The sequence below is a fragment of the Bacillus sp. ISL-45 genome (genome assembly GCF_018613195.1).
In the GTDB taxonomy this organism is placed as follows: Bacteria; Bacillota; Bacilli; order Bacillales; family Cytobacillaceae; genus Mesobacillus.
Window position 1 is genome coordinate 12,701 of the sequence record NZ_JAGGQQ010000021.1, and the last position, 23,380, is coordinate 36,080.

The following is a 23,380-nucleotide window of genomic DNA, read 5'->3' on the forward strand; positions in this document are numbered from 1 at the left end:
TATGCTGGAAGGAATTAAAATAGTAGACTTCACAAATTATATTCCCGGACCTTTTGCGACCTTGAGACTGGCAGAACTGGGGGCTGAGATTGTCAAAGTCGAAGCGCCGGAGGGAGACCCGGCAAGGAATACAGGAGAAGGCTATGTATTTAACGCCCATAACCGCGGCAAAAAGAGTATCGTCATCAATCTGAAACAGGCAGAAGGAAAGCTGCTTGCCCTTGACTTACTCGCCAGGGCGGATGTTGTTGTTGAGAGTTTCAGGCCTGGAGTGATGGATAAGCTTGGACTCGGGTATGAAGCAGTAAAAAAGGTCAACTCAGGAATCGTCTATTGCTCGGTGACGGGTTACGGCAGGAACGGGGAAATGGGCAGCCTGGGCAGTCATGACCTGAATTATATGAGCTTGAGCGGCGCTTTGGCCCAGATGAAGAACGATAAAGGAAGACCGGTTCATCCAACCCATACTTTTTCTGATTATATCGGGGGACTGGCGGCCAGTGAGAGAATCCTTGCTGCACTTGTTGCCAGGGGGAAAACTGGCGAAGGCAGCTATCACTGCATTTCCATTGCTGACAGCATGGCAGCCTTGATGGCAAACCATGTCCTGATTGAAAAAGAAACTGGCTATCAAAATGGCGTTTCTGTGCTGAATGGTACTGTCATTGGGTATGGGCTGTACGAAACAAAAGGTGCCCGCTATGTCAGCCTTGGCGCACTGGAACCAAAGTTCTGGCACAACTTTTGTCGAGCTGTCGGCCGGGAGGATTGGCTGTCCGCCCATTATTCCAGCCCGGAAAACACAAATCCTGTTTATCTTGAGCTTGTTGATTTGTTTAAAAGCAAGTCGCTCTCTGAATGGGCGGATTTTGGCATGAAGGTCGACTGTTGCCTTACACCTGTACTTGAGGCGGGAGAACTGGCTCACTATCCATATTGGCGAGAAAAGAATTTTGTATTGCCAGAAGGCCAAATTAAAATGCATGGAGATTTGCCAGCACAAGAGGATGCAGCTCCACCGAAAAAAGGAGAACAGACAGAAGAGGTTTTAAGAGATTGGCTCAGTATAAAAAGCAGCAATTAATAGAGGGAAATACCTAATTTAATAAGTGGAAGGGGAATGTCGGTTATGATGAATGTTCCATTGACAGTAGGATCGCTATTGGAAAGAGCAGAAAAATTTTTCCCGAAAAAGCAGGTGGTATCTCGTACACAATCAGGTATTCACCGGTTCACTTACAAGGAGATTGGCAAGAGGACACGCAGACTCGCCAGTGCGCTTGAAAAGCTCGGTGTGGAAAAAGGCGACAGAGTTGGCACTTTTGCCTGGAATCACCATCGCCATCTTGAAGTCTACTTCGCCGCTCCGGGTATGGGGGCAGTTCTTCATACCATCAACATCCGCCTGTCAGCAGAACATGTCTCTTACATTATCAATCATGCAGAAGACAAGGTGCTGCTTGTCGATGAGGATTTGGTGCCGCTGATTGAGCGGAGCAAGGACCAATTTAAAACAGTAGAGGCATACATCATCATGACCGACAAAGACGAACTGCCCGACACAACTTTGGAGCCAGTCTATTCCTATGAGAAGCTTCTTCGCGATGCCAGTCCTGAATTTGAATTCGTGAAAGATATTGATGAAAATGATCCGGCAGGGATGTGCTACACTTCTGCAACCACTGGCAATCCTAAAGGTGTTGTTTATTCTCACAGAGGCATTGTCCTCCATAGCTTCGCATTCGGGTTGGCGGATACAGCAGCACTTTCTGAAACTGATGTGGTACTGCCTGTGGTGCCAATGTTCCATGCCAATGCCTGGGGTCTGCCATTCGCTGCTACATGGTTCGGCTCGACTCAGGTGCTGCCTGGGCCGCTGTTCACACCTAAGCTGCTTGCTGATCTCATTGAACAGGAAAAAGTCACCTTCACCGCAGGAGTGCCGACGATTTGGCTCGGCCTACTGAATGAGCTTGAAAATGGAAGCTATGATACCTCTTCGCTCAGATCAATTGTCTGTGGCGGTTCTGCAGCGCCGCGTGGCATGATAAAGGCGTTTGAAACAAAATATAAAATTCCATTCCTGCACGCATACGGTATGACAGAGACCACTCCGCTGGCAACAGTATCACGCCTGAAGAGCTACCAGGTCGGCTTGGACGAAGATGAAATTTTAGATATCCGCTCAAAGCAAGGACTCCTTGTGCCTGGGCTTGAAATGAAAGTCATCGGCGGAAATGGCGAAGTGAAGTGGGATGGAGAAGAAATGGGAGAACTATTGCTGCGTGGACCATGGATTGCCGATGAATATTATAAGGATGAGCGTTCGGCAGATGCCTTTCGCGATGGCTGGCTGTACACCGGGGATGTGGCCACTGTTGATGAAGAGGGTGTCATCAAGCTAGTCGACCGCACGAAGGATCTGATCAAGAGCGGCGGCGAATGGATTTCATCGGTCGACCTTGAGAATGCCCTGATGGCTCACGAGGCTGTATTCGAAGCGAGTGTCGTTGCCGTCCCTCACCAGCAATGGCAGGAACGGCCGGTTGCATGCGTCGTACTGAAGGAACAATATAGAGGCAAGGTCGATAAGCAGGAGATTCTCGAATTCATCGCCCCGCAGTTCGCCAAGTGGTGGCTGCCGGATGATGTTGTATTCATGGAGGAGATCCCAAAGACCTCGGTCGGCAAATTCCTGAAACGCGCACTAAGAGACCAGTTGAAAGATCATCTGGTACAGAATTCTTAAAAATTATATGAAAAACATTAAAAGCAGCAACGTCTTAATAAACGGTGCTGTTTTTTAGTTGTAAAATAAAATAATTAAGCCTATAAAAAATTTCAGCACCTAAAAGCAAAATAAATTATTCTCTTTCAATTCAAAAAATTCACCAAAAGAGGTATTATAGAAGATATAAAAATTCGTAAGCCGAAATAATCAAGGTCGTTTCAACGGGGGTCTTATCTTCATGAGTATATTTTCGTTTGTAAAACCATATCGCATTCCGATAGCGGCTGCGTTAAGCTTGATGCTCGTCGAACTGGCGGTTGAACTTGTGCAGCCGCTGCTGATGGCTAAGATCATCGATGAGGGAATTGTCGCAAGGGACCTGGATACTGTCATCAAATTAGGTGCAGTGATGCTCGGGATTTCATTCCTTGCTTTTGCATCCGGTATCACAAATTCGTTTATAGCTGCCCATGCAGGCCAAAGCTTTGGCTATGATTTGCGGGAAAAGCTGTTTGCCAAGGTCCAGGCTTTTTCTTTTACTAACTTCAGTAACTTTCCATCATCATCTTTAATCACAAGGATCACTAATGATGTGACACAGCTGCAAAATACATTCTTTATGAGCTTGAGGATAGCATTGCGCGCTCCTCTGTTGGTCATCGGCGGAATCATTATGGCCATGCTCGTCAATGTGAAACTGTCGCTTGCATTTGTCATCATTATCCCGCCTCTGTTGATATTCCTGATATGGATCATGATCAAGGCTGCAGGTTTATTCAAGAGTGTTCAAAAGCGCCTGGACAAAGTGAACGGTGTCATGAGGGAAAACCTTGTGGGAATGAGGCTGATCAAGGCATTTGCCAGAGGTGGTTACGAAGGAACAAGATTTGAAAATGCGAACAATAATCTTAAGGATAAAACCATATTTGCTCTAAGGGTTACAGAGGTAACGATCCCTGTCCTGCTGCTTTTCATGAATCTGAGTGTCATTGCTGTTCTTTGGTTCGGAAAAATAGAAGTCCAGACTGGCAGCGTTTCTGTCGGTGAAGTGGTTGCGATTGTGAATTATGCAGCCAGGATCACCAGTGCTTTTTCTATGTTTTCATGGATTATCATGGTGTTTTCCCGTGCCCGGGCGTCTGCTGAGCGTGTGACCGATGTACTGAATGAGGAAATTGATCTTGAGGATACGATAGAAAGCAGTAAGGAACATGGGATTACTCAAGGGGGAATTGAATTTGACAAGGTTTCATTCCAGTTTCCGAACACCAATATTCCAATCCTTCAAAATCTATCCTTTTCGATTGACCCTGGTGAAACCGTGGCTGTACTGGGTGCTACTGGTGCCGGGAAGACATCGATGTTCCAGCTTATACCCCGATTATATGATGTAACGAGTGGGGAAATCCGGATAGATGGCAGGAGAATCAAGGACTTTAAACTGAAAAGTCTTAGAGAGGGAATTGGCTACGTTCCCCAGGAGGCTTTGCTGTTCACTGGTTCTATCAAGGAAAATCTTGCATGGGGCAAAAAGAATGCCACCGATGAGGAAATGGTTAAGGCTGCTTCTGATGCCCAGATCCATGAAACAATTGAAAAACTTCCTGATCAATATAATACACTTCTGGGACAAAAAGGAGTCAATCTGTCGGGCGGGCAAAAACAGCGCCTGTCAATTGCACGGGCTCTGATTAAAAATCCAAGAATCCTTTTGCTCGATGACAGTACAAGTGCGCTTGATTTAAAAACCGAAGCAAAGCTTTTGGATTCAATCACCAAATACCATTGTACAACAGTCATCATTACCCAAAAGATAAGCACCGCAAAGGAAGCGGATAAGATCCTGCTGCTTGAAGATGGCACTATAATTGGATATGGAGACCATGAATATCTCCTCAACCATTCTGCTCTATATCAGGGTATTTACGAATCCCAATTTGGGGAGGTGAAGGCAGGATGTTAAAAAGGCAGAGCAAGACTGAGCAAAAAAGTAATTCGGTAAGGGGAATTGGACCGACGGTAAAAAGAATTTGGTCATACCTCGCAGAACAGAGGAGCCTGCTGATACTGGTTCTATTAATGGTTGTGGCAAGTTCTGCACTTGGTTTATTGGGACCATTCCTTATTGGAAGGGGAATTGATGAGTATTTTGCGACAGAATCCACTGACGGATTCATCTTGCTGTTAGCCGGTCTTGGCATTGTGTATGGGCTGCACTCCTTATCCTTATGGCTCCAAAGCTATTTGATGATCGGGATTGCCCAGAAGACAGTCTATACAATGAGGGAACAGTTATTTACTCACTTCCATAAACTTTCGATTGATTTCTTCAACAAGCGCCAGCATGGTGAATTGATGAGCAGGGTAACCAATGATATTGAAAATGTCAGTGCAACGCTGAATTCTTCTGTCATCCAGATTTTTTCTAGTGTACTTACCCTTGTGGGAACTCTCGCAGTCATGATTTGGCTTAGCCCGCTGTTAACTCTTGTTACGATGATCATTGTGCCGCTGATGTTCATGGGGATGAAGTGGATTACGAGCAGGACAGGGAGGCTGTATAAAGAACAGCAGCGCCGGCTTGGTGAAATGAATGGATATATTGAAGAAACCATCTCTGGCCAGAAAATCATTAAATCCTTCTCGCAAGAACCAAAAGTTATTGAAGAGTTCCGTGTTAAGAATAAACAGTTGAAGGAGTCCGGGTATTGGGCCCAGACCTTTACCGGCTTCATTCCAAAATTAATGAATATGCTCAATAACCTGAGCTTCACCATCGTAGCGGCTGTTGGCGGCTACTTCGCGCTTAGAGGCTACGTATCGATTGGGACAATCGTTATTTTCACGGAGTACTCCAGGCAGTTCACAAGACCGCTGAATGACCTGTCGAACCAGTTCAATACTTTACTTTCTGCAGTTGCAGGGGCTGACAGGGTTTTTGATATCATTGATACCGAAGAGGAGGCAGTCGATGAGAAAGAAGCTGCCTCACTTCAGAACATCAAGGGTAAGGTCGAGTTCAAGGATGTATCTTTTTCATATGAAAAAGGCGGGGATACAGTATCTGATTTGAACTTTAAAGCTGAACCCGGCGAAAGTATTGCCCTCGTTGGACCTACAGGCGCTGGTAAGTCCACAATCATCAACTTGATTTCACGTTTTTATGAGCCAAATGAGGGACTCATTTTAATTGACGGATATGACAGCAAAAAAATCATCCGTGAAAGCTTGCGGACACAAATGGGATTTGTCCTCCAGGATTCATTCCTTTTCCAGGGCAGCATTAGGGAAAATATCCGCTACGGCAGACTGGATGCAACAGATAAGGAAGTAGAGCAGGCTGCGAAGGCAGCAAATGCCCATTCCTTTATCCAGCGGCTTCCAGAAGGATACGATACCGTGTTAAGCCAGGATGATGCCGGCATCAGTCAGGGGCAAAAACAGCTGCTGTCCATAGCGAGAGCAATCCTCGCTGATCCATCGATTTTGATTCTTGATGAAGCAACGAGCAGTATTGATACGATCACAGAGCTTAAAATCCAGGAAGCACTCCAGCATCTGCTGAAAGGCAGAACAAGCTTCATCATCGCCCATCGTTTGAATACAATTAAAAGCGCTGACCAGATTATCGTCATAGAAGATGGGCAGATCATTGAAAAAGGCAGCCATGACGAATTGCTTGTTCAAAAAGGTTTTTACCATAGTCTGTACACGAGTCAGCTGGAAAAGAAAATGTTAATGAACTATTAGGAAGCCACTAGGCTTCCTTTTTTTTCTACAAAAAGTGAATCGGTTTATGGAGGGAATCCGCCTGTAAAATATGACAAATTTCCCGGGCAATAGAGGATTCGTAAAAAGTTTGTCGTATTCCTAATATGAGACTTCAATTAGCATGACAGCATCCGTCCGTCCGTCCGGCTTTATGTATCCAACCCACTTCGAATGGAGAAGATGAAATGCTTGCTGAGAAACTTCTTTTAAACGTCCTTATTATTCTGCTGCCAATCTTCATTCATAGTGTTCTTTTTTATAATAAAAGCATCGGGAAATCTCCTTATTTGTGCGGAGTGCTTCAAAGTGCTGCTGTGTTTCTCTCCCTTGCTTTTTCGTATGAGGAAGGCGGATTGTTCTGGGATCTTCGTTACGTCCCAATGGTACTGGCCTTTTTATATGGCGGTCCTATTGCAGGTGCTATGGTTTGGGTTACCTACCTTGGAACAAGGACAATAATGGGCGGTGATCTTCTGCTCGGATACGCGAGCGGTTTTCTGGCAGCGCTGATTCCATTCATATTCATGAAAAAATTTTGGACGTTCGATGCAAAGAAAAGAATAAGGACAGTGGTCCTTGTTGGTTTATGGCCTTCGTTTTCCATGCTGATGATTCTTGTGGCCAGCATTATCATTAATGGTGCCATAGCGGAAGACACGAACCAAATTATGATGAATGTAGCCATTTTCGGTGCCATACAGGTTTTTGCGGTATGGATTGCGGCGATTCTGAATGAGTCCTTGATCGAGAAGGATTTAATGAGAAAAGAAATCTTTCGCGCTGAAAAACTGAATACACTGGGTGAATTAGCTGCATCAATTGCGCATGAAATCAGGAATCCTTTAACAGTTGTAAAAGGATTCCTGCAAATGATGCACAAACAAGAAAAAGGAAATAATCATTATTATTTGAGTCTCGTCCTAACAGAATTAGGCAGGGCGGAGTCCATCATTAATGACTATCTGAATTTCGCTAAGCCACAATTTGAAAAACTTGAAGATGCCGAACTGGCAGAAATCATTGCTGAAGTCACATTGCTTATAGAGGCATTTGCTGCAAAGGAAGGTGTGCGGGTGAATGTCCAGTTTGAATGGGCGATATATGTAAAGACGGACAGGAACCAGCTGAAACAAGCTCTAGTGAATATTATAAAGAACGCAATTGAAGCTACGGATGATGGAGGGGAAGTCAACATCAGCCAGGTGTCGGGCGTTAATGAAACATATATAGTAGTTTCGGATACGGGAAAAGGAATGGATAGTGCCCAACTTGCCAGACTAGGTACATTATTTTATACAACAAAAGATAAAGGTACGGGGCTCGGAACCTCCGTTTCAATAAAAATCATTGAGGCTATGGGCGGTACGATTTCATTCAAGAGTGAAAAAGGAGTTGGGACAGAGGTTACCATTATCCTGCCGACCTACAAGCAGGAACCATCTGATAACACTGAACATGACAAGGTGAATAACGCAATCTAAATCTCGCTTTTCACAATAGAAAAAGCGAACCGGAACCCGGTTCGCTTTCAAGTAACTTGCTACTCCACAAGATGTATAAAAAATCATCCATTATAAACTTTTGCCGCGGTACATAATTCCACTTGATCCATTTTTTAACCTAAACGACACAAGCCCTACCTCTCTTGCATCCTTACGGCTCCGAAGCCGATCCAGTGTGAATAAGTTGTTACCGAAAAAATAAAAGCAGAACGCCATTAATTGTTTACATAATAATTTATTGTGATTCAAGTTACTTCTTTTTGGCGAAGCTTTACTAGTGTATTTCATTTTCCAGCAGATGTCAATCATTTTTGCGAACAGTTTTGAAATCCTTACTTCTTACGCAGGTTTTCCTGTGCCATTTTAACGAGCTCGCGAACCATATTTCCTCCCAGTCTGCCGCCAACCCTCCCTGCTTCCCGGGTCGGAAGATTTCCGTTATATCCCTTGTTCAAGGGAACTCCAATCTCCCTGGCCGTCTCGTATTTGGCATCCTCCGGTTTCATTGTTCCGGCTACTTGAGCCTTCAAGTCATCCAATGCCTTTCTAGCTTCAGGTACAAGTATTTTATTCCTCCTTGCCATTAGGAATCCCTCCGTGTTGTTAAATATCACTCCAATTAGGAATAGTATTTGATTTGTTCATGTAAATTATTTACGCCTTCGTTAATGAATATGGTTTGCGGCTTTAGAAGTAAGGGTAATATTAATAGCGATTATTTATCACCATACTTATCCACAGGTAAAATCACTATTTTTCGAGTACTCCACAGACTTATGCACATTATCCACAAAAATGATGTAAAAAAGTTAGCGTATTAAAAATCTAATAATAGTAAGCGGTCGGAAGAGTTATTAACATTGTCCACAGTTGTGTTAATAACTGGATCATATTATTTTTGAACAATTGGTGAAAGTCATTGTATAAGTTGGAGAGAAAGCGTATAGTGAAGATATCAAAAGTTAGTGAAAATATTCACAATGTATATCCCCATGCTAACTGTTGATATTCCCCTTCCCCTTAAAAGAGAAAGCAGAACCCATGATGGATTCTGCTTTCTTTTTTTATGGGTTATTTCCGGTGTTTTTTTGCACGTTCGTCAGCAGCCTTAGATCGAGCCATTGCCTCAAGGTCCTCATGATCGGCAAGGTCCCTGTCAAATTCTACGTCAAGTCCATCAGATTTCATATTTTTAGGCACCTGAGGAAGAGAAGCTTTGTTTCGGTCACGTGTTTTATGTCCATGAGCACGACCCATTCGAAAAAACCCCTTTCACGATAAAAGTACGGAAATAGGATCATTTCCGTACTTTTATATTCCGCAATAAAGGGGTGCTTAATGCTTATTATCTCTTTCCATTTGTATAGCCGCCAGCTCTGTCGGCTTTCTTGAATTCATGGCTGTATGTAACTTCCTGCATGCTTGATAAAGTGCTTTTAGTCTTGTCTCGTTTTTTCTTATCCATTGGTTACCCACCCTTTCAAATTGTTTTACTTTACCAGTATTTCCTTTTTGAAAGGGATTAAACAGCATTATTTGCCGAAAATTTCTATAAGTGCATCTTGGAGTTCGGGATACCTGAATGTAAATCCTTCTTTTAGGAGTTTTTCAGGAAATGCACGCTGTCCTTTCAATACAAGGATGCTCATTTCTCCCAGCAGTACTTTTAAAGCAAATGAAGGCACAGGCATCCAGTGGGGGCGTTTTATGACTCTGGATAAGGTTTCACCGAATTGCTCCATCTTTACCGGGCAGGGGGCTGTGAAATTTACAGGGCCGCTTACTTTATTATTTTCGATTGCGAAAATAACACCTCGTACCACATCCTCTATATGAATCCATGAAAGCCATTGCTTTCCGGATCCGATTTTTCCTCCAGCAAAAAATTTATATGGGAGGACCATTCGCGGCAGGGCTCCGGCAGTTTTATCAAGGATGACTCCAAAACGGCAAAAAACGGACCGGACACCCATAACATTAACCTGGGCTGCTGAAGCTTCCCATTGATCGACCGTTTCGGCAAGGAAGTCACTGCCTTTATGTGATTGTTCCGTAAATTCTTTGTTTACAGATGTGCCATAATAGCCTACAGCACTTGCGTTGATTAAAACAGAAGGTTTTTTCGGCATCATTTCAATAATCCTTTTGACTTCATCAGTTGCCTTCAGCCGGCTGGCAATAATTTTATGTTTATACTCATCCGTCCATTTACTATTGATTGTGGCCCCAGCAAGATTGACAATAGTATCAATGCCTTCCAGTTCCTTTTCAGGTTCGTCTCCAGGATTGAGCCATTGGACAAACTTTGGGTTGCTGCTTTGTGATTCACCTGGATTCCGAGTTAATATATAGACTTGATGGCCTTCTTGTATCAAATAACTGCTCAGAGCTTTGCCAACAAGTCCAGTTCCTCCGGTTATCGCTACTTTCATCAAACCCCTCCTCAATAAAGCCTCTTGTTAATATAGTACTTCTTTTAAAATGATAATCCTCCTTTGAATGTGTTAAAGTTTCATTAGAGGTGAAAATCACATGCCAGTGATCACAAAGATTTCTGTTCAAAAACATAATAAGGAAAGATACAGCATTTTTACCGACAGCGGCAGAGGGGAAGAGTATGCCTTCAGCGTTGATGAAGATGTGTTGATTAAGCATAACCTGAAAAAAGGGATGGAGCTCGATGATTTTTCAGTAACAGAGATGCTTTTCCAGGATGACATCCGGAAAGCTTATAATGCAGCCATCAATTATTTAGCCCATCGCATGAGGTCTGAAACTGAAGTACGTGATTACCTGTTAAAAAAAGAAATGGCTGAACCAGTTATAAAAGAAGCAATCCATAAATTATATGAATTCAAATTCCTGAATGACGAGGAATTTGCCAATGCCTTTGTCCGTACTCAGCTGAATACGACTGACAAGGGAGCAGAGGTGATTAAGCAGGAATTGAAGAATAAAGGAATATCACCTGATCTCATTTCAAAGATCATTGAAGAAGTTTCATTTGATGAACAATTAGAAAAAGCGATTAAGCTTAGTGATAAATATGCACAGAAAAATAAGAAGGATTCATCCAAAATCCTGAAACAGAAAATAGAGCAGATGCTTCAGCGTAAAGGGTATTCCTTCGCGATTATCAGGGCTGCCCTGCAAGAAACAAATGTGGTGAAGGAAGAAGACGATGAAATGGATGCATTAAGGGTCCAGGGGGAGAAGCTGCACAACAAATACAGTAAACTGCCGGAACGGGAATATAGACAGAAGCTGAAGATGGCGTTGTACCGCAAAGGGTTCCCAATGGAAATGATTGATGATTTCATTTCTGAAAAAGAGAATGAGGAATAAAAAAATCATGACATGTGTCATGATTTTTTAGATTCTATAACAATTTCGTCTTTGTTCAGATTTTCGATTATGATTTCGGCTACCTCGGCAGCTGACCGAAGTCTTGCTGGGTCAGCCACATGTTCACTATCATCCCAGAATGGAGTATTCATTCCCCCCATATAAGCAGCAACGAATCGGATTCCGGTTCCTTCATACTCCTTCTGCAGGCTTTCAGTAAAACCCCTGACAGCGAATTTACTGGAGCAATAAACAGCTTCATTCTTTTTCCCGCGCAGCCCGGCAGTAGAAACAATGTTTAAGACCAGCCCTTCATGATTCTGTTCCAGATAAGGGAGGATGGCCTTCGTCAGATTAATGGTGCCAAATACATTCGTCTGGAACATCTCCTCGATTTCAGTATCTGAGACTTCGGAGAACGGGCCGAAGTAACCAAGACCTGCATTATTCACGAGACCGAAAATTTCATGCTTTTTACTGATCAACAGAGCTTTTTCCTTGATATCCTCAAGGTTTCGAAGGTCAAGTTGGATTGCCGTGGCACTTCCTCCTGACTTCTCGATTTGCTCTTTGACTACATTTAGCTTTTCTTCAGTTCTTCCTGTTAAGATCAAATGGTAACCTTGTTTGGCCAAAAGCAAGGACAGCTCTTTTCCCAGGCCAGTACCGGCACCAGTCACAATGATTGCTTTCATGATAGCCTCCTTAATATAACATGCTATAATTTAGTTATATCTTAAATGCTTGAATGTTAAAAGCGAGAACAATCCAGGAGTGATTATAAATGAGCAGGGAAAAGCGTTACAGTGAGTTATCTGCATACGAATTGAACCAGGAAATCGCCAGTCTGCGTGATAAAGCTAGAAAGGCAGAGCAGATGGGGATGGTAAGTGAGCTTGCCGTTTACGAACGTAAAATTGCTATGGCCAAATCTTACATGTTAAACCCGGATGATTTTAAATCGGGTGAAATCTATGGGATTGATGGGGACCCGGGCTCCTATTTCAAAATTGATTATATGAATGGCATTTTTGCCTGGGGTGCTCGTCTTAATGGAGATGGAAAAGAAGAAGCACTGCCGATTTCCTTATTATTGAAATTGGAGCAAAACCAGAATTAAGTATCTGGTTTTGCACCTGGGTTTGGGTTTTTGCTGATTTTATAGCATCCTGCTGTTCAGTGTGAGCTTTTAATGGTCTTTTATAACCGCTGAAGTGTCATCTTCACGGTGAGATGAGGCGTACATGCGCTCTTGCGGATGAGTATTGATTGTACCATCAGCTCTTCTTGAAGCATATTCAGCTTTTGCCCGGGGTTCGCCCTCAAGCTTATTGTTGTTCTGGTTTGGGAAGTTGGTTACTTTATTTCGCATATTGCCCTCCGTGACGGGTAAAATTACGTGTATGCCAAAACAGCTGCACGCATTTATAGTATTGGATAAAACCAATCATTCATAACTACATTAAAAATTGGCAAAGAGGTGTTCACAATTGCAGGAAACTCTTGAGAAGCTGGCAAGCCTGCTGCAGGAAAAAAATAATGGGATCACTTATGAGCAGGCATTGACATGGGTGGAGCTTTTATGGGGAGACTTTGAGTCAACCTACGCAAAAGCTGGACATAAATATATGGGCAGCGAAATGACTGAAAAAGTGGTCCGTCAATGGATCGAAAATTACGGGGGGCAGCTACATGAATTTGTCGCCAGGAACCCGAAGTATAAGCATTTATTGAATGCTGAGTAAATGAGAATCCCCATTTTCACGGGGATTTTTGTTTTGCCAAGGTGAGGATAAAAAAGCCGAAATGCGCCTAGTCAGAGGGAGAAACCAGAAAACCGGTAACATAAACAGTGGATATGTGCCCGGTTAGAGGGAGAACCAAGAAAACTGGAAACAAAAACAGTGGATATGTGCCCGGTTAGAGGGAGAACCCAGAAAACCGGTAACAAAAACAGTGGATATGTGCCCGGTTAGAGGGAGAGCCCAGAAAACCGGTAACAAAAACAGTGGATATGTGCCCGGTTATAAGGAGAACCCAGAAAACCGGTAACATAAAATATTTTTTTAAAAGATACCATCCCTCTCCATATTCTCTGCGGAAAATCCGCACAAAAAAACCGGGCAATATACGCCCGGTCTTAGCCTTCTCCAGGAAGGAATTCCAATTTCTTTCTTAGTTTTTCCTCACTATAGATCCACCCTGTGTAGGAGCTGAGAATTTCCAGGTCCTTGCTTAGATTCACGACAGCGACGAATGGATAATGCCCGTTACTGCGATAGCGCAGGTCAATGAACCTGACCTCGTAATAGTCATCATATTCATCGCATTCCCAGCGGTAGACTGGAGAGAAGGACAGGAACGCTGACAGGTTCTTGTCTTTTTTTGCTGCTTCCAATACCTCGGTTTCCGGGACAGGCACACGATTGAATTGATCGAGAATCCTCACATGATGCTTGTGTCCGCGGCCGACAAAGAACTGGTGCTTGTTCATTACTGCGACCCGCCAATGATTAAACCTCATGGTCGGGGCGATGATGATCTCAGTTGCATCTGGAACAATATTTTCAACTGCCCTTCTGATGCGAAACTTCATGATAAAGCGGTAAATATAGTAGAACACCAGGATGGCATAGATCGTTAAAAAGGTATATCCAGGATGATATCCAAATGCCCAGAGGAACAATCCGACGACATGAAGCGCAAAAATAATCGGGTCGAATGTATTGATTACCCCCAGAGCGACCCATTTCGACGAGAAAGGACGCAAAGCCTGTGTCCCATAGGCATTGAAAATGTCGACAAAAACATGAAGGAAAACGGCAATAAATGTCCAAATCCATAAATGCAGCAAATTTGCTTCTGGGTTGAAAAAGTAGATTGTCCCAGAAATAAGCAGCGGCCACAGGAGGACTGCTGGAATCGAATGGGTAATGCCGCGGTGGTTCCGGATATAGACAGCATTATTCCTCAATTTCAATACAGTATCGATATCAGGGATTTGCGATCCCACAAGTGTAGCAATCAGAACACTTGAGGCAGTGGCGGTGCTTCCGCTAACAGCAGGATCAAGCGTAGCTAACCCGCCTAGAGCGAATCCCATCACAACATGGGTTCCAGTATCCATGGGAACAGCCTCCTTTTTATAAAATTTATTTTATGCAAAACCAGCGCTTGGAAGGTAAAATTCCTTGTCACAATATGAATAATAGTTTACTTTTAAAGGGCTGTATCAATCAGTCCCTTCAAGAAACACATAAAGGAGCTGAATAAATTGATCCAGATGATTGTTCAATATGAAGTAAAACAAAATCTGCTTAGCCAATACCGTGAAATAATCGATAAGATCTCAACCATGCTGCCTGATTTTGAAGCTGATATGTTTTCATGCAGCCAGTCGGATGAGCGTAATATGTTCATCGAATCATTCTATGTCCCGACTGAAGCCCATTACCATGCGTTGAAAAAAATGCGGCTATCCCGGAACCATTCCGTTTTCGGAATCCTTGAGGACTTTGTTCCTGGCGGATTGGAACGAATAGGCTTCATGGCGATAAAGCAGAAGCGTTAATATTATATTCCCAAATTACCGGAAAGTTTAACACCTGGAGGAACAAAAGTGGCAACTGACATCAAGAAATGTATAGATAAAATGGATATAAAATCCTTTCAGGATGACTTGATAGGATGGTTTGTAAGTGAGCAGCGAGAACTGCCATGGAGAAAGGACCAGGATCCTTACAAAGTGTGGGTATCAGAAATCATGCTCCAACAAACAAGAGTAGATACTGTCATCCCTTATTTTAATCGATTTTTGGAAAATTTTCCAACAATAGAGGCGCTTGCAGCCGCTGATGAAGAAAGAGTCCTTAAAGCATGGGAAGGTCTCGGTTATTATTCCCGTGTCCGTAATTTACAATCCGCTGTAAAAGAAGTTAATGAAAGGTACGGCGGCAAAGTTCCAGATTCACCAGCAGAAATCTCTGCATTAAAAGGTGTAGGGCCCTACACTGCCGGAGCAATCCTCAGTATCGCCTATGGAAAACCTGAGCCAGCGGTGGATGGTAATGTCATGAGGGTATTATCACGTATCTTATTGATTTGGGAGGATATTGCCAGGCCTGCATCCCGTAAAATTTTTGAAACGGCAGTAAGGGAGCTGATCTCCCACGAAAATCCCTCCTATTTCAATCAGGCGCTGATGGAGCTTGGGGCCCTTATTTGCACTCCGACCTCCCCTTCCTGCCTGCTTTGCCCGGTCAGGGAACACTGCGAAGCTTTTCACGAAGGCGTGCAGAGTGAATTGCCCGTTAAAACTAAAAAGAAAAAGCAGAAAAATGTTCAGCTTGCTGCCGGAATTTTTAAGGACGAGGAAGGAAGAATCCTCATCAGAAAAAGACCTGGAACCGGCTTGCTGGCAAACCTGTGGGAGTTCCCGACTGTTGAGCTGAGCCTCGACTTCCAGAGACAAAGAGACCAGTTGTCAGAGCATTTTGAAGAGGCTTATGGGTTAACGCCAAAGATGCATGAATCCATAGGGGAAATCGACCACGTGTTTTCGCATTTGATATGGAACATACAGGTATTCAGCGGACAATTTACGGGCGAAATCTACGAGACGTCACAGCTTAAATTGGTTACCGAGAAGGAAATCCAAGAATTTGCATTTCCAGTACCATACCAAAAAATGCTGAAGCGCTATCTGGAATATAATAAGGCTGACTAACCAACGGGTTAGCAGCCTTATTTATTTGAAAGAATTTTATACTCAAAGCGCTTTTCGATCTTAATCGTAGCTCACTTTCGTTCCATGAGTGTAATCAGCTTCGCCGCGGTTCAAACCACCCCGGTTTTCAATTTCTTCAACGATTTCCCTGTGGATCGTCTGGCCTTCAGCATTCAGGTAAGGAACCATTTGCTGGAGAGAGTGATGGAAAAAAGCAAGCTCGCTATCCTTCCAATCGGTTTTGGGAATCATCGATAATTCGGTCATATCACGTCCTACATACATTCGGGAATCATCCTTTCCTAAGATTATTAACCTAAAGATTAGTGTTTTCAGTACGGTGGTTTTTTATCAAAGGTTTCATTGACAAGGAATAAATCCTTATTGTCTTATATACCTGAAAAGGCTAAAATGAAACAAAATTAAGATTCTGCTATTCTTTGCAGGAGCTGGATAGAAAGGGATTTTTTAAATGACACAAAAAGTTGCACTTATTACCGGAAGCAGCCGGGGAATCGGAAAAGCGGCGGCCCTCAAACTCGCAAAAGAGGGATATGACATCGTCGTTAATTATGCCCGCAGCAAGAAGGCAGCCCAGGAAACAGCAGAAGAGATCGAAGCACTTGGCAGAAAAGTCCTTGTCGTTAAGGCGAATGTCGGGGATGTCAGCAAGATAAAAGCAATGTTCGAACAAATTGAGGCGGAATTTGGAAGGCTCGATGTCTTTGTTAACAATGCAGCTTCAGGTGTGTTGCGGCCGGCAATGGAGCTTGAGGAATCACATTGGGACTGGACGATGAACATCAATAGTAAGGCTTTGTTGTTCTGTTCACAGGAAGCGGCGAAGCTGATGGAGAGGAATGGCGGAGGTAAAATTGTCAGCATCAGTTCTCTTGGCTCGATTCGATACCTTGAAAATTATACGACAGTGGGGGTTTCAAAGGCGGCTCTGGAAGCATTGACACGCTATCTGGCCGTAGAGCTGGCGCGTAAAAATATCGTTGTCAACGCTGTTTCAGGCGGGGCGGTGGATACCGAAGCACTGACGCACTTCCCGAATAGAGAGGAACTCCTTGCCGAGGCTAAAGAGAAAACACCTGCCGGAAGGATGGTCGAAATCGAAGATATGATCAATGCCATCATGTTCCTGCTTAAGGATGAATCGAGCATGATCCGGGGGCAGACAATCATCGTCGATGGCGGTATCTCTTTATTGGTGTAAGAAGAATGCTGTTGGATGAATTTGGTATAAAAAAGTCGGATAGCACCTTCAACGGATGGTTAATCTATTATTCGTGGAGGTGATAAACAATGGCAAAACAACCTAACCAATCTCAAGCTGGAACTAACATTCAAGAAGTACGCCAGCAAAACGCTCAATCTGCTGGTCGCCAGGGCCAATTCGGCACTGAATTCGCGAGCGAAACTAATGCTCAAGAAGTACGCCAGCAAAACCAGCAAGCTGAAGCTCGCAAAGGCCAAAACTCTGGCCAACAGCGCTAATCACCTTAATGAAAGGCACTCTCATTCGCAGAGTGCCTTTTTCTATTGTTGCTGGATCCGAAACAGATGAGAAGGATGGTTTAACTGCCACAGATTCGCAATTAATCAAATATCCTCCATTCGACAAAGGTTCCAATTCCTCTACATAACTAGTCAAAGGATTTTCATCGCCACCCAAGAATACTTTTAAAAGATAAATTTTACAGGCGGTGGAAAAGCATGGATAAATTTAACGATTTGGTTTCTACACAAATGCAAACGATGGAAAAACTTCTATATCTGCAGTCTGAATTGGAAAGATGCCAGGAGATTGAAAAGCAGCTGGATACCCTTAAGCAAAGCGCTGAACTAGAGGATCTTCGGATGGAAATTGACCGAAAAAAGCAGGATCTTAAGGAGATACACCAAATGTTTGAAAAGCAGACGGAGGAAGTAATCCATACTTATCAGGAGCTTGCCGTTACCTTTCGTTAAGACTTCTCTGTTTATTTGATTGGAATAAAAAATAGTGGACTTTTATAAAAATTCAAGCAAGTTTATTGGGCGATCGAGGAAATCGGTGGCTCTTTTGTTTTAAATTCTCTCGTTAACCGTTATAATAATAAAAAATAGGAATCGTTCTTTGTTGCCTTTTGTCGTTTTGAAGGAAATAGATACATATACATTAATAGGTTGCAAAGTTTCCGGGAAAGGAAAGTAGGGGAGAAGAACATGGGCGTACCCACAGAAGGTGAACCGATCCAAATCCATAGTTATAAGCATAATGGGCACATCCATCGAGTCTGGGAAGAAACTACCGTCTTAAAAGGAACGCAAAATCTTGTGATAGGCGGAAATGATCGGACAGTCGTGACTGAGTCAGACGGCAGAACTTGGATTACGAGAGAGCCTGCAATCTGTTACTTCCACTCTCAGCTGTGGTTCAACGTTATAGGCATGATTCGGGAAGACGGCGTGTATTATTACTGCAATATCAGTTCTCCATTTATTTTTGATGGAGAAGCGCTGAAATATATTGACTATGATCTCGATATTAAAGTTTTTCCTGATATGACGTTTAACCTGCTCGATGAAGATGAATATGAGCGCCATCGTAAAGAAATGCAATACCCTGAGGTAATCGACAAGATATTAAAATATAATGTTGAAAAGCTAAAACGCTGGATCAGGCAAAGAAAGGGTCCCTTTGCGCCAGATTTCATCGACATTTATTATGAACGGTATTTAACCTATCGTCGTTAACCATACAGGGTAGACAAGCATCAGCCTGTTGATTGATTCAACAGGTTTTGTTTCGTGCAGACAGCAAGGCAAGGCTCCATAAGGGGGAACTTTTTAAATGGGCAGCATCCGCAGATACTTAAAATTCGTCAAACCATATCGGCTGCAAATCATTGGAACAATCATAATCGGCATCCTTAAATTCGCGATTCCGCTGTTGATTCCGCTTTTAATTAAATTTGTCCTTGATGATGTGATCGGAAATGAAACACTGGCCAAGGATGAAAAAATAGACAAACTGCTTTGGATAATGGGCATCATGATCGTTGTTTTTGTCGTGCTCAGGCCGCCTATTGAGTACTATCGTCAATATTTTGCCCAGTGGACAGCGAGCAAAATCCTTTATGATATAAGAGACAGACTGTTTACCCATATGCAGAGACTCAGCTACAAATATTACTCCAATACGAGAGCAGGAGAGGTCATCTCAAGGATGATCAATGATGTCGAGCAGACAAAGACCTTCGTGGTTACTGGGCTGATGAATCTGTGGCTTGACGTTGCTACGATATTAATAGCAGCTGCTATCATGTTCTCGATGGATGTCCAGCTTACATTTGTTTCATTGATCCTGTTCCCTTTTTACGCTTTTTCGGTAAAATTCTTTTTCGGGAACCTTCGGAAGCTTACGAGAGAACGGTCACAGGCACTCGCGGGGGTACAAAGCTATTTGCATGAAAGAGTGGCTGGTATCTCGGTCATCAAAAGCTTTGCGATTGAGGATTATGAACAGACACAGTTTGACCAGCAGAATAAAAACTTTCTAACAAAAGCGCTTGACCACACGAGATGGAACGCAAAAGCATTTGCGGTAGTCAATACGATTACAGATATAGCGCCACTGCTGGTTATTGGGTTTTCCGGTTACCAGGTCCTTCAAGAGAATCTGACCATAGGGGAAATGGCGGCTTTCATCGCGTATATCGACAGACTGTATAACCCTCTGCGCAGGCTTGTGAATTCATCAACTACATTGACACAGGCGATCGCATCAATGGACCGGGTTTTTGAGTTCATGGATGAAAAATATGATATCAAGGATTCTCCTGATGCCATTGAACTGAAACAAGTGCATGGGGATATTTCTTTTAGAAATGTAAGCTTCTCTTATGAGGAAAACGGGGAGACGGTTCTAAAGAAATTGAATATAGAGGTTAAGAAGGGAGAAACAATTGCATTGGTCGGCATGAGCGGCGGCGGAAAATCCTCGTTTGTCAGCCTGATTCCAAGATTCTTTGATGTTACCGAGGGTGAGATTCTCCTCGATGGTAAGGACATCCGTTCGTTCAAGGTCCGTTCCCTGCGCGATAAAATTGGCATGGTTGCGCAGGATAATATTTTATTCAGTGAATCCGTCAAATCGAATATCCTTTTAGGAAGGCCGGGAGCTAGTGACGAGGAAGTAATTCAAGCTGCAAAAGCTGCAAATGCCCACGATTTTATTATTAATCTGCCAGAAGGCTATGATACGAAAGTCGGGGAAAGGGGCGTCAAACTTTCCGGAGGCCAAAAGCAGCGAGTCGCGATTGCGCGCGTATTCCTGAAGAACCCGCCAATCTTGATTCTTGACGAAGCAACATCAGCGCTTGACCTTGAGAGTGAACATCTTATTCAGGAAGCAATCGAGAAGCTGGCAAAAGACAGGACAACATTCGTTGTAGCCCACCGTTTGTCCACGATTACACATGCCGACAGGATTGTCCTGATCGAGCACGGGGAAATCGTCGAAGACGGCAGCCATGATCAATTGATCGCAAAGCAGGGCGGCTACCATAGACTCTTCCAGGTCCAACAGCTTGAAAGTTAAATTATCCACCAAAAACCGAAGCTTTTCGCTTCGGTTTTTATTTTGCTTATTATACTACATCTATTCCCCGACATTGTTCGGGGAATTTTTTATTGTATAGGAAATTTTAAAAGCATTTTTGTGTGAATAACTACATGTGGGTGTCTTAATCCAACTCCAGCGCTTAGCCCCTCGAGATGCTTGTCTAGTGTCGCCTCCTAGAAACTCCGAAACTTCAACTCCGCCGGCAGAAGCAAAAAGCGCTTCTTTGTCGGAGTCTCCAGTTTCTGCGTTTCTAAGCAGTCGGCTATACTTTTCGAGTTCGGTCCTGCCAATGAAGTCAAAGAACGACTTCAATGTCAGGCCCTCCCAGGCTGCTAGATCCGCCAGCCACAGGATAAGGAAAGCTTCGAAGCGAATCAACGCACGACCGAAAGCGGTAGCTTTTGGGAGGACGTGGCGTCATAGGCGGGCAGCGCTTGTCGGGGCTCAACGAGGCGCTTGCGCTTTTTGTTCTTCTAAGAGAGATTCACTAGAAAAAATATTACTTCCTCCGCATTTCTATAGTGTCGTAATTTATCAGCTTTTGACATACAAATAGTACCAAATGCCTAAAATTATTCTAAATTATTATTATATTTAAATAATTAAGAAAAATCAGTAGACTATCCTGGTGCATTTAATATAAAATGTTTAACACAGACATAAGTCATTTTTATTCAACAATAATATTTCGGTAATAGAAAGGAGTAGAAAAGTGGTACATGCTCCGGTTTTAGATGTAAAAAACTTAAGGACATCATTCATCACTAAAGATGGAGAGATTCCTGCAGTCGATGATGTAAGCTTTTCAGTTAACAAAGGAGAAATCCTTGGCATAGTCGGAGAATCGGGCAGTGGAAAGAGTGTTACTTCCTTATCAATCATGAAGCTGATTCCCCAGCCTCCAGGAAAAATTGCTGGAGGAGAAATCCTTCTGAATGGGGAAGACCTTGTTCACGCTTCTGAAAGGAGAATGCGTGAAATCCGCGGAAATGAGGTCGCGATGATTTTCCAGGAACCGATGACTTCGCTGAATCCATTATTCACAATTGGTGAACAGCTCGTTGAGGCTCTCAAAATACATAAAAAGCTCGGCAAAAAGGCTGCTTATCAGCAGGCTGTGGAGATGCTTAAACTTGTCGGGCTGCCAAGGGCAGAACAAATCATTAAGGAATATCCTCATCAGCTGTCAGGAGGAATGAGACAGAGGGTCATGATTGCAATGGCACTGAGCTGCCACCCGCGGCTGCTCATTGCGGATGAACCGACAACGGCGCTTGATGTGACCATCCAGGCGCAAATTCTGGCGCTGATGAAGGATCTGAACGAAAAGCTCGATACAGCGATTATCATGATCACCCATGATCTCGGTGTTGTCGCAGAGGTTTGCCAGCGTGTCGTTGTCATGTATGCCGGGAAAATCGTGGAGGAAGGATTGGTCCAGGATATTTTTAAAAATCCGAAGCATCCTTATACGCTCGGCCTCCTAAAATCGATCCCGGATATCAGGGATAAGCAGGAAAGATTATACTCCATTCCTGGTAACGTTCCGAAGCCAGGGTCAATTAAGGTCGGTTGCAGGTTTGCGGCTAGATGCGAATTTGTCATGGAAAGATGCCTGGGCGAAGATCCTGAACTCTATGAAACTGGCAGGCCAGGCCATACTGTTCGTTGCCTGCTGCATGAGAAGGAGGGAGTAGCCAATGGCCGAAGTACTGTTAAAAGTTGATGGATTAAAAAAATATTTCCCTATTAACGGGGGAATCCTTGGCAAGCAGACTGGAAGCGTCAAAGCTGTTGATGATATCAGCTTTTGGGTGAATAAAGGTGAAACACTTGGTCTTGTTGGTGAGTCAGGCTGCGGGAAATCAACTACTGGCAGAATGTTGATGCGTCTGATCGATCCGACAGAAGGGCAGGTCGTTTTTGAAGGAAAAGATCTTGTGACCCTTTCGGACAACGATATGCGCAAGGCCCGCAAAGATATGCAGATGGTCTTCCAGGATCCATTTGCCTCACTGAATCCAAGGCATACAGTTGAGAAAATCCTCGAGGAACCTTTGATTGTCCATGGAATCGGAACCAAGAAGGAACGCAAGCAGATGGTCAAGGAAATGCTTGAAGTAGTAGGTCTCAGCAGCTACCATGCCAAAAGGTATCCACACCAGTTCAGCGGCGGACAGCGCCAGCGGATCGGGATTGCCAGGGCCCTGATGACAAGGCCGAAGCTAATCATAGCCGATGAACCTGTGTCCGCACTCGATGTTTCGATTCAATCACAAGTACTGAATCTGCTGGAGGACCTGCAAAAGGAATTCCAGTTGACTTATATTTTCATAGCCCACGACCTTGGAGTGGTAAGGCATATTAGTGACAGGGTAGGGGTCATGTATTTAGGAAGACTCGTAGAGATCACGGAAGCCGAGAAGCTGTACGAAAAGCCGCTCCATCCGTACACGAGAGCCCTGCTTTCAGCGGTACCGATCCCGGATCCTGATGTAAAAAGGGAACAGGAGCTGCTGACAGGGGATCTCCCCAGCCCGGCGAATCCACCGCAAGGATGTGCATTCCATACAAGATGCAAGGAATGCATGGAAATCTGCAAGACTGATAGACCTGTATTGAAGGAAATTGAACCTGGTCATTTTGCTGCCTGCCATCTATATTCCTGATAATCAGGAATTATTTCATTC

The 23,380-nt window shown here is 43.7% G+C and carries 26 protein-coding genes; 17 read left to right on the top strand and 9 right to left on the bottom strand.

Features of this window, described 5'->3' with window-relative positions; all coding sequences use genetic code 11:
- Window position 1 precedes the first annotated feature (1 nt).
- The 5 genes from J7E35_RS21275 to J7E35_RS21295 all read left to right on the top strand — a co-directional run bounded on the left by J7E35_RS21275 (window position 2) and on the right by J7E35_RS21295 (window position 7,983).
- Window positions 2-1,084, top strand: a complete 1,083-nt coding sequence (locus J7E35_RS21275; protein WP_214783817.1) for a CaiB/BaiF CoA transferase family protein — start codon at window positions 2-4, stop codon at window positions 1,082-1,084.
- A gap of 45 nt (window positions 1,085-1,129) precedes the next feature.
- Complete coding sequence (locus tag J7E35_RS21280; protein ID WP_214783820.1) at window positions 1,130-2,749, top strand: long-chain fatty acid--CoA ligase; 1,620 nt, start codon at window positions 1,130-1,132, stop codon at window positions 2,747-2,749.
- 220 nt (window positions 2,750-2,969) lie between these two features.
- Window positions 2,970-4,694 (top strand): ABC transporter ATP-binding protein, encoded by a 1,725-nt coding sequence (locus J7E35_RS21285; protein ID WP_214783823.1) that lies wholly within the window; start codon window positions 2,970-2,972, stop codon window positions 4,692-4,694.
- A complete protein-coding gene (locus J7E35_RS21290) occupies window positions 4,688-6,481 on the top strand; it encodes an ABC transporter ATP-binding protein (protein WP_214783826.1) in 1,794 nt (597 codons plus the stop codon). Before J7E35_RS21285 ends, J7E35_RS21290 begins: the two co-directional genes overlap by 7 nt.
- Before the next feature lie 206 nt (window positions 6,482-6,687).
- Window positions 6,688-7,983 carry an ATP-binding protein gene (locus tag J7E35_RS21295; RefSeq protein WP_214783829.1) on the top strand — a complete coding sequence of 432 codons (1,296 nt, stop codon included), beginning with the start codon at window positions 6,688-6,690 and terminating at the stop codon, window positions 7,981-7,983.
- A gap of 353 nt (window positions 7,984-8,336) precedes the next feature.
- Here the strand turns inward: J7E35_RS21295 and J7E35_RS21300 are convergent, their stop codons facing one another.
- The 4 genes from J7E35_RS21300 to J7E35_RS21315 form a co-directional block, all read right to left on the bottom strand.
- On the bottom strand, window positions 8,337-8,588 hold the full coding sequence (locus J7E35_RS21300) for an alpha/beta-type small acid-soluble spore protein (protein WP_214735529.1): 252 nt from the start codon (window positions 8,586-8,588) through the stop codon (window positions 8,337-8,339).
- Between the two features lie 487 nt (window positions 8,589-9,075).
- Window positions 9,076-9,261, bottom strand: coding sequence for a YfhD family protein (locus tag J7E35_RS21305; protein WP_214735528.1), 186 nt, complete (start codon window positions 9,259-9,261; stop codon window positions 9,076-9,078).
- 88 nt (window positions 9,262-9,349) lie between these two features.
- Window positions 9,350-9,469, bottom strand: a complete 120-nt coding sequence (locus J7E35_RS21310) for a YfhE family protein (protein WP_214735527.1) — start codon at window positions 9,467-9,469, stop codon at window positions 9,350-9,352.
- 67 nt (window positions 9,470-9,536) lie between these two features.
- The gene (locus J7E35_RS21315; RefSeq protein ID WP_214783833.1) at window positions 9,537-10,436 is read right to left on the bottom strand and encodes a TIGR01777 family oxidoreductase; all 900 of its coding nucleotides are present in this window, start codon (window positions 10,434-10,436) and stop codon (window positions 9,537-9,539) included.
- A gap of 100 nt (window positions 10,437-10,536) precedes the next feature.
- On the opposite strand from J7E35_RS21315, the gene recX reads away from it, so the two are divergent.
- Window positions 10,537-11,349 carry a recombination regulator RecX gene (recX, locus tag J7E35_RS21320; RefSeq protein ID WP_214783836.1) on the top strand — a complete coding sequence of 271 codons (813 nt, stop codon included), beginning with the start codon at window positions 10,537-10,539 and terminating at the stop codon, window positions 11,347-11,349.
- 17 nt (window positions 11,350-11,366) lie between these two features.
- Here recX and J7E35_RS21325 read toward each other — a convergent pair whose 3' ends face one another.
- Window positions 11,367-12,044 (bottom strand): SDR family NAD(P)-dependent oxidoreductase, encoded by a 678-nt coding sequence (locus tag J7E35_RS21325; RefSeq protein WP_214783839.1) that lies wholly within the window; start codon window positions 12,042-12,044, stop codon window positions 11,367-11,369.
- An 89-nt stretch (window positions 12,045-12,133) separates the two neighbouring features.
- Between J7E35_RS21325 and J7E35_RS21330 the strand changes: the two genes are divergently transcribed.
- Window positions 12,134-12,469 (top strand): YfhH family protein, encoded by a 336-nt coding sequence (locus tag J7E35_RS21330; RefSeq protein WP_214783842.1) that lies wholly within the window; start codon window positions 12,134-12,136, stop codon window positions 12,467-12,469.
- Window positions 12,470-12,538: 69 nt separating this feature from the next.
- Here the strand turns inward: J7E35_RS21330 and J7E35_RS21335 are convergent, their stop codons facing one another.
- Window positions 12,539-12,721, bottom strand: a complete 183-nt coding sequence (locus J7E35_RS21335; protein ID WP_023625563.1) for a small, acid-soluble spore protein K — start codon at window positions 12,719-12,721, stop codon at window positions 12,539-12,541.
- A gap of 118 nt (window positions 12,722-12,839) precedes the next feature.
- Here J7E35_RS21335 and J7E35_RS21340 point away from each other — a divergent pair, with 118 nt between their 5' ends.
- A complete protein-coding gene (locus J7E35_RS21340) occupies window positions 12,840-13,094 on the top strand; it encodes a YfhJ family protein (protein WP_214783845.1) in 255 nt (84 codons plus the stop codon).
- A 395-nt stretch (window positions 13,095-13,489) separates the two neighbouring features.
- On the opposite strand, the gene J7E35_RS21345 is transcribed toward J7E35_RS21340, so the two are convergent.
- Window positions 13,490-14,476, bottom strand: a complete 987-nt coding sequence (locus tag J7E35_RS21345) for a metal-dependent hydrolase (protein ID WP_214783848.1) — start codon at window positions 14,474-14,476, stop codon at window positions 13,490-13,492.
- A gap of 147 nt (window positions 14,477-14,623) precedes the next feature.
- Here J7E35_RS21345 and J7E35_RS21350 point away from each other — a divergent pair, with 147 nt between their 5' ends.
- Complete coding sequence (locus tag J7E35_RS21350; RefSeq protein ID WP_214783851.1) at window positions 14,624-14,920, top strand: hypothetical protein; 297 nt, start codon at window positions 14,624-14,626, stop codon at window positions 14,918-14,920.
- 81 nt (window positions 14,921-15,001) lie between these two features.
- Window positions 15,002-16,075 carry an A/G-specific adenine glycosylase gene (mutY, locus tag J7E35_RS21355; protein ID WP_214783928.1) on the top strand — a complete coding sequence of 358 codons (1,074 nt, stop codon included), beginning with the start codon at window positions 15,002-15,004 and terminating at the stop codon, window positions 16,073-16,075.
- A 60-nt stretch (window positions 16,076-16,135) separates the two neighbouring features.
- Here mutY and J7E35_RS21360 read toward each other — a convergent pair whose 3' ends face one another.
- Window positions 16,136-16,360, bottom strand: a complete 225-nt coding sequence (locus J7E35_RS21360; protein WP_214783854.1) for a hypothetical protein — start codon at window positions 16,358-16,360, stop codon at window positions 16,136-16,138.
- Between the two features lie 187 nt (window positions 16,361-16,547).
- On the opposite strand from J7E35_RS21360, the gene fabL reads away from it, so the two are divergent.
- The 5 genes from fabL (at window position 16,548) to J7E35_RS21385 (ending at window position 20,666) form a co-directional block, all read left to right on the top strand.
- A complete protein-coding gene (fabL, locus tag J7E35_RS21365; RefSeq protein WP_214783857.1) occupies window positions 16,548-17,297 on the top strand; it encodes an enoyl-[acyl-carrier-protein] reductase FabL in 750 nt (249 codons plus the stop codon).
- An 89-nt stretch (window positions 17,298-17,386) separates the two neighbouring features.
- A complete protein-coding gene (locus tag J7E35_RS21370; protein ID WP_192469469.1) occupies window positions 17,387-17,578 on the top strand; it encodes a gamma-type small acid-soluble spore protein in 192 nt (63 codons plus the stop codon).
- A gap of 219 nt (window positions 17,579-17,797) precedes the next feature.
- A complete protein-coding gene (locus tag J7E35_RS21375; protein ID WP_214783860.1) occupies window positions 17,798-18,052 on the top strand; it encodes a YgaB family protein in 255 nt (84 codons plus the stop codon).
- Window positions 18,053-18,289: 237 nt separating this feature from the next.
- Window positions 18,290-18,820: a nucleoside tri-diphosphate phosphatase gene (gene ntdP, locus J7E35_RS21380; protein WP_214783863.1), complete on the top strand. Its 531-nt coding sequence runs from the start codon at window positions 18,290-18,292 to the stop codon at window positions 18,818-18,820.
- 97 nt (window positions 18,821-18,917) lie between these two features.
- Complete coding sequence (locus J7E35_RS21385; protein WP_214783866.1) at window positions 18,918-20,666, top strand: ABC transporter ATP-binding protein; 1,749 nt, start codon at window positions 18,918-18,920, stop codon at window positions 20,664-20,666.
- A 60-nt stretch (window positions 20,667-20,726) separates the two neighbouring features.
- On the opposite strand, the gene J7E35_RS21390 is transcribed toward J7E35_RS21385, so the two are convergent.
- Window positions 20,727-21,002, bottom strand: a complete 276-nt coding sequence (locus J7E35_RS21390) for a hypothetical protein (RefSeq protein WP_214783869.1) — start codon at window positions 21,000-21,002, stop codon at window positions 20,727-20,729.
- A gap of 400 nt (window positions 21,003-21,402) precedes the next feature.
- Here J7E35_RS21390 and J7E35_RS21395 point away from each other — a divergent pair, with 400 nt between their 5' ends.
- Together J7E35_RS21395 and J7E35_RS21400 are read left to right on the top strand one after the other, a co-directional pair.
- Window positions 21,403-22,416, top strand: a complete 1,014-nt coding sequence (locus J7E35_RS21395) for an ABC transporter ATP-binding protein (RefSeq protein ID WP_214783872.1) — start codon at window positions 21,403-21,405, stop codon at window positions 22,414-22,416.
- Window positions 22,391-23,359, top strand: a complete 969-nt coding sequence (locus tag J7E35_RS21400; RefSeq protein WP_214783875.1) for an ABC transporter ATP-binding protein — start codon at window positions 22,391-22,393, stop codon at window positions 23,357-23,359. Before J7E35_RS21395 ends, J7E35_RS21400 begins: the two co-directional genes overlap by 26 nt.
- Window positions 23,360-23,380: the final 21 nt, after the last annotated feature.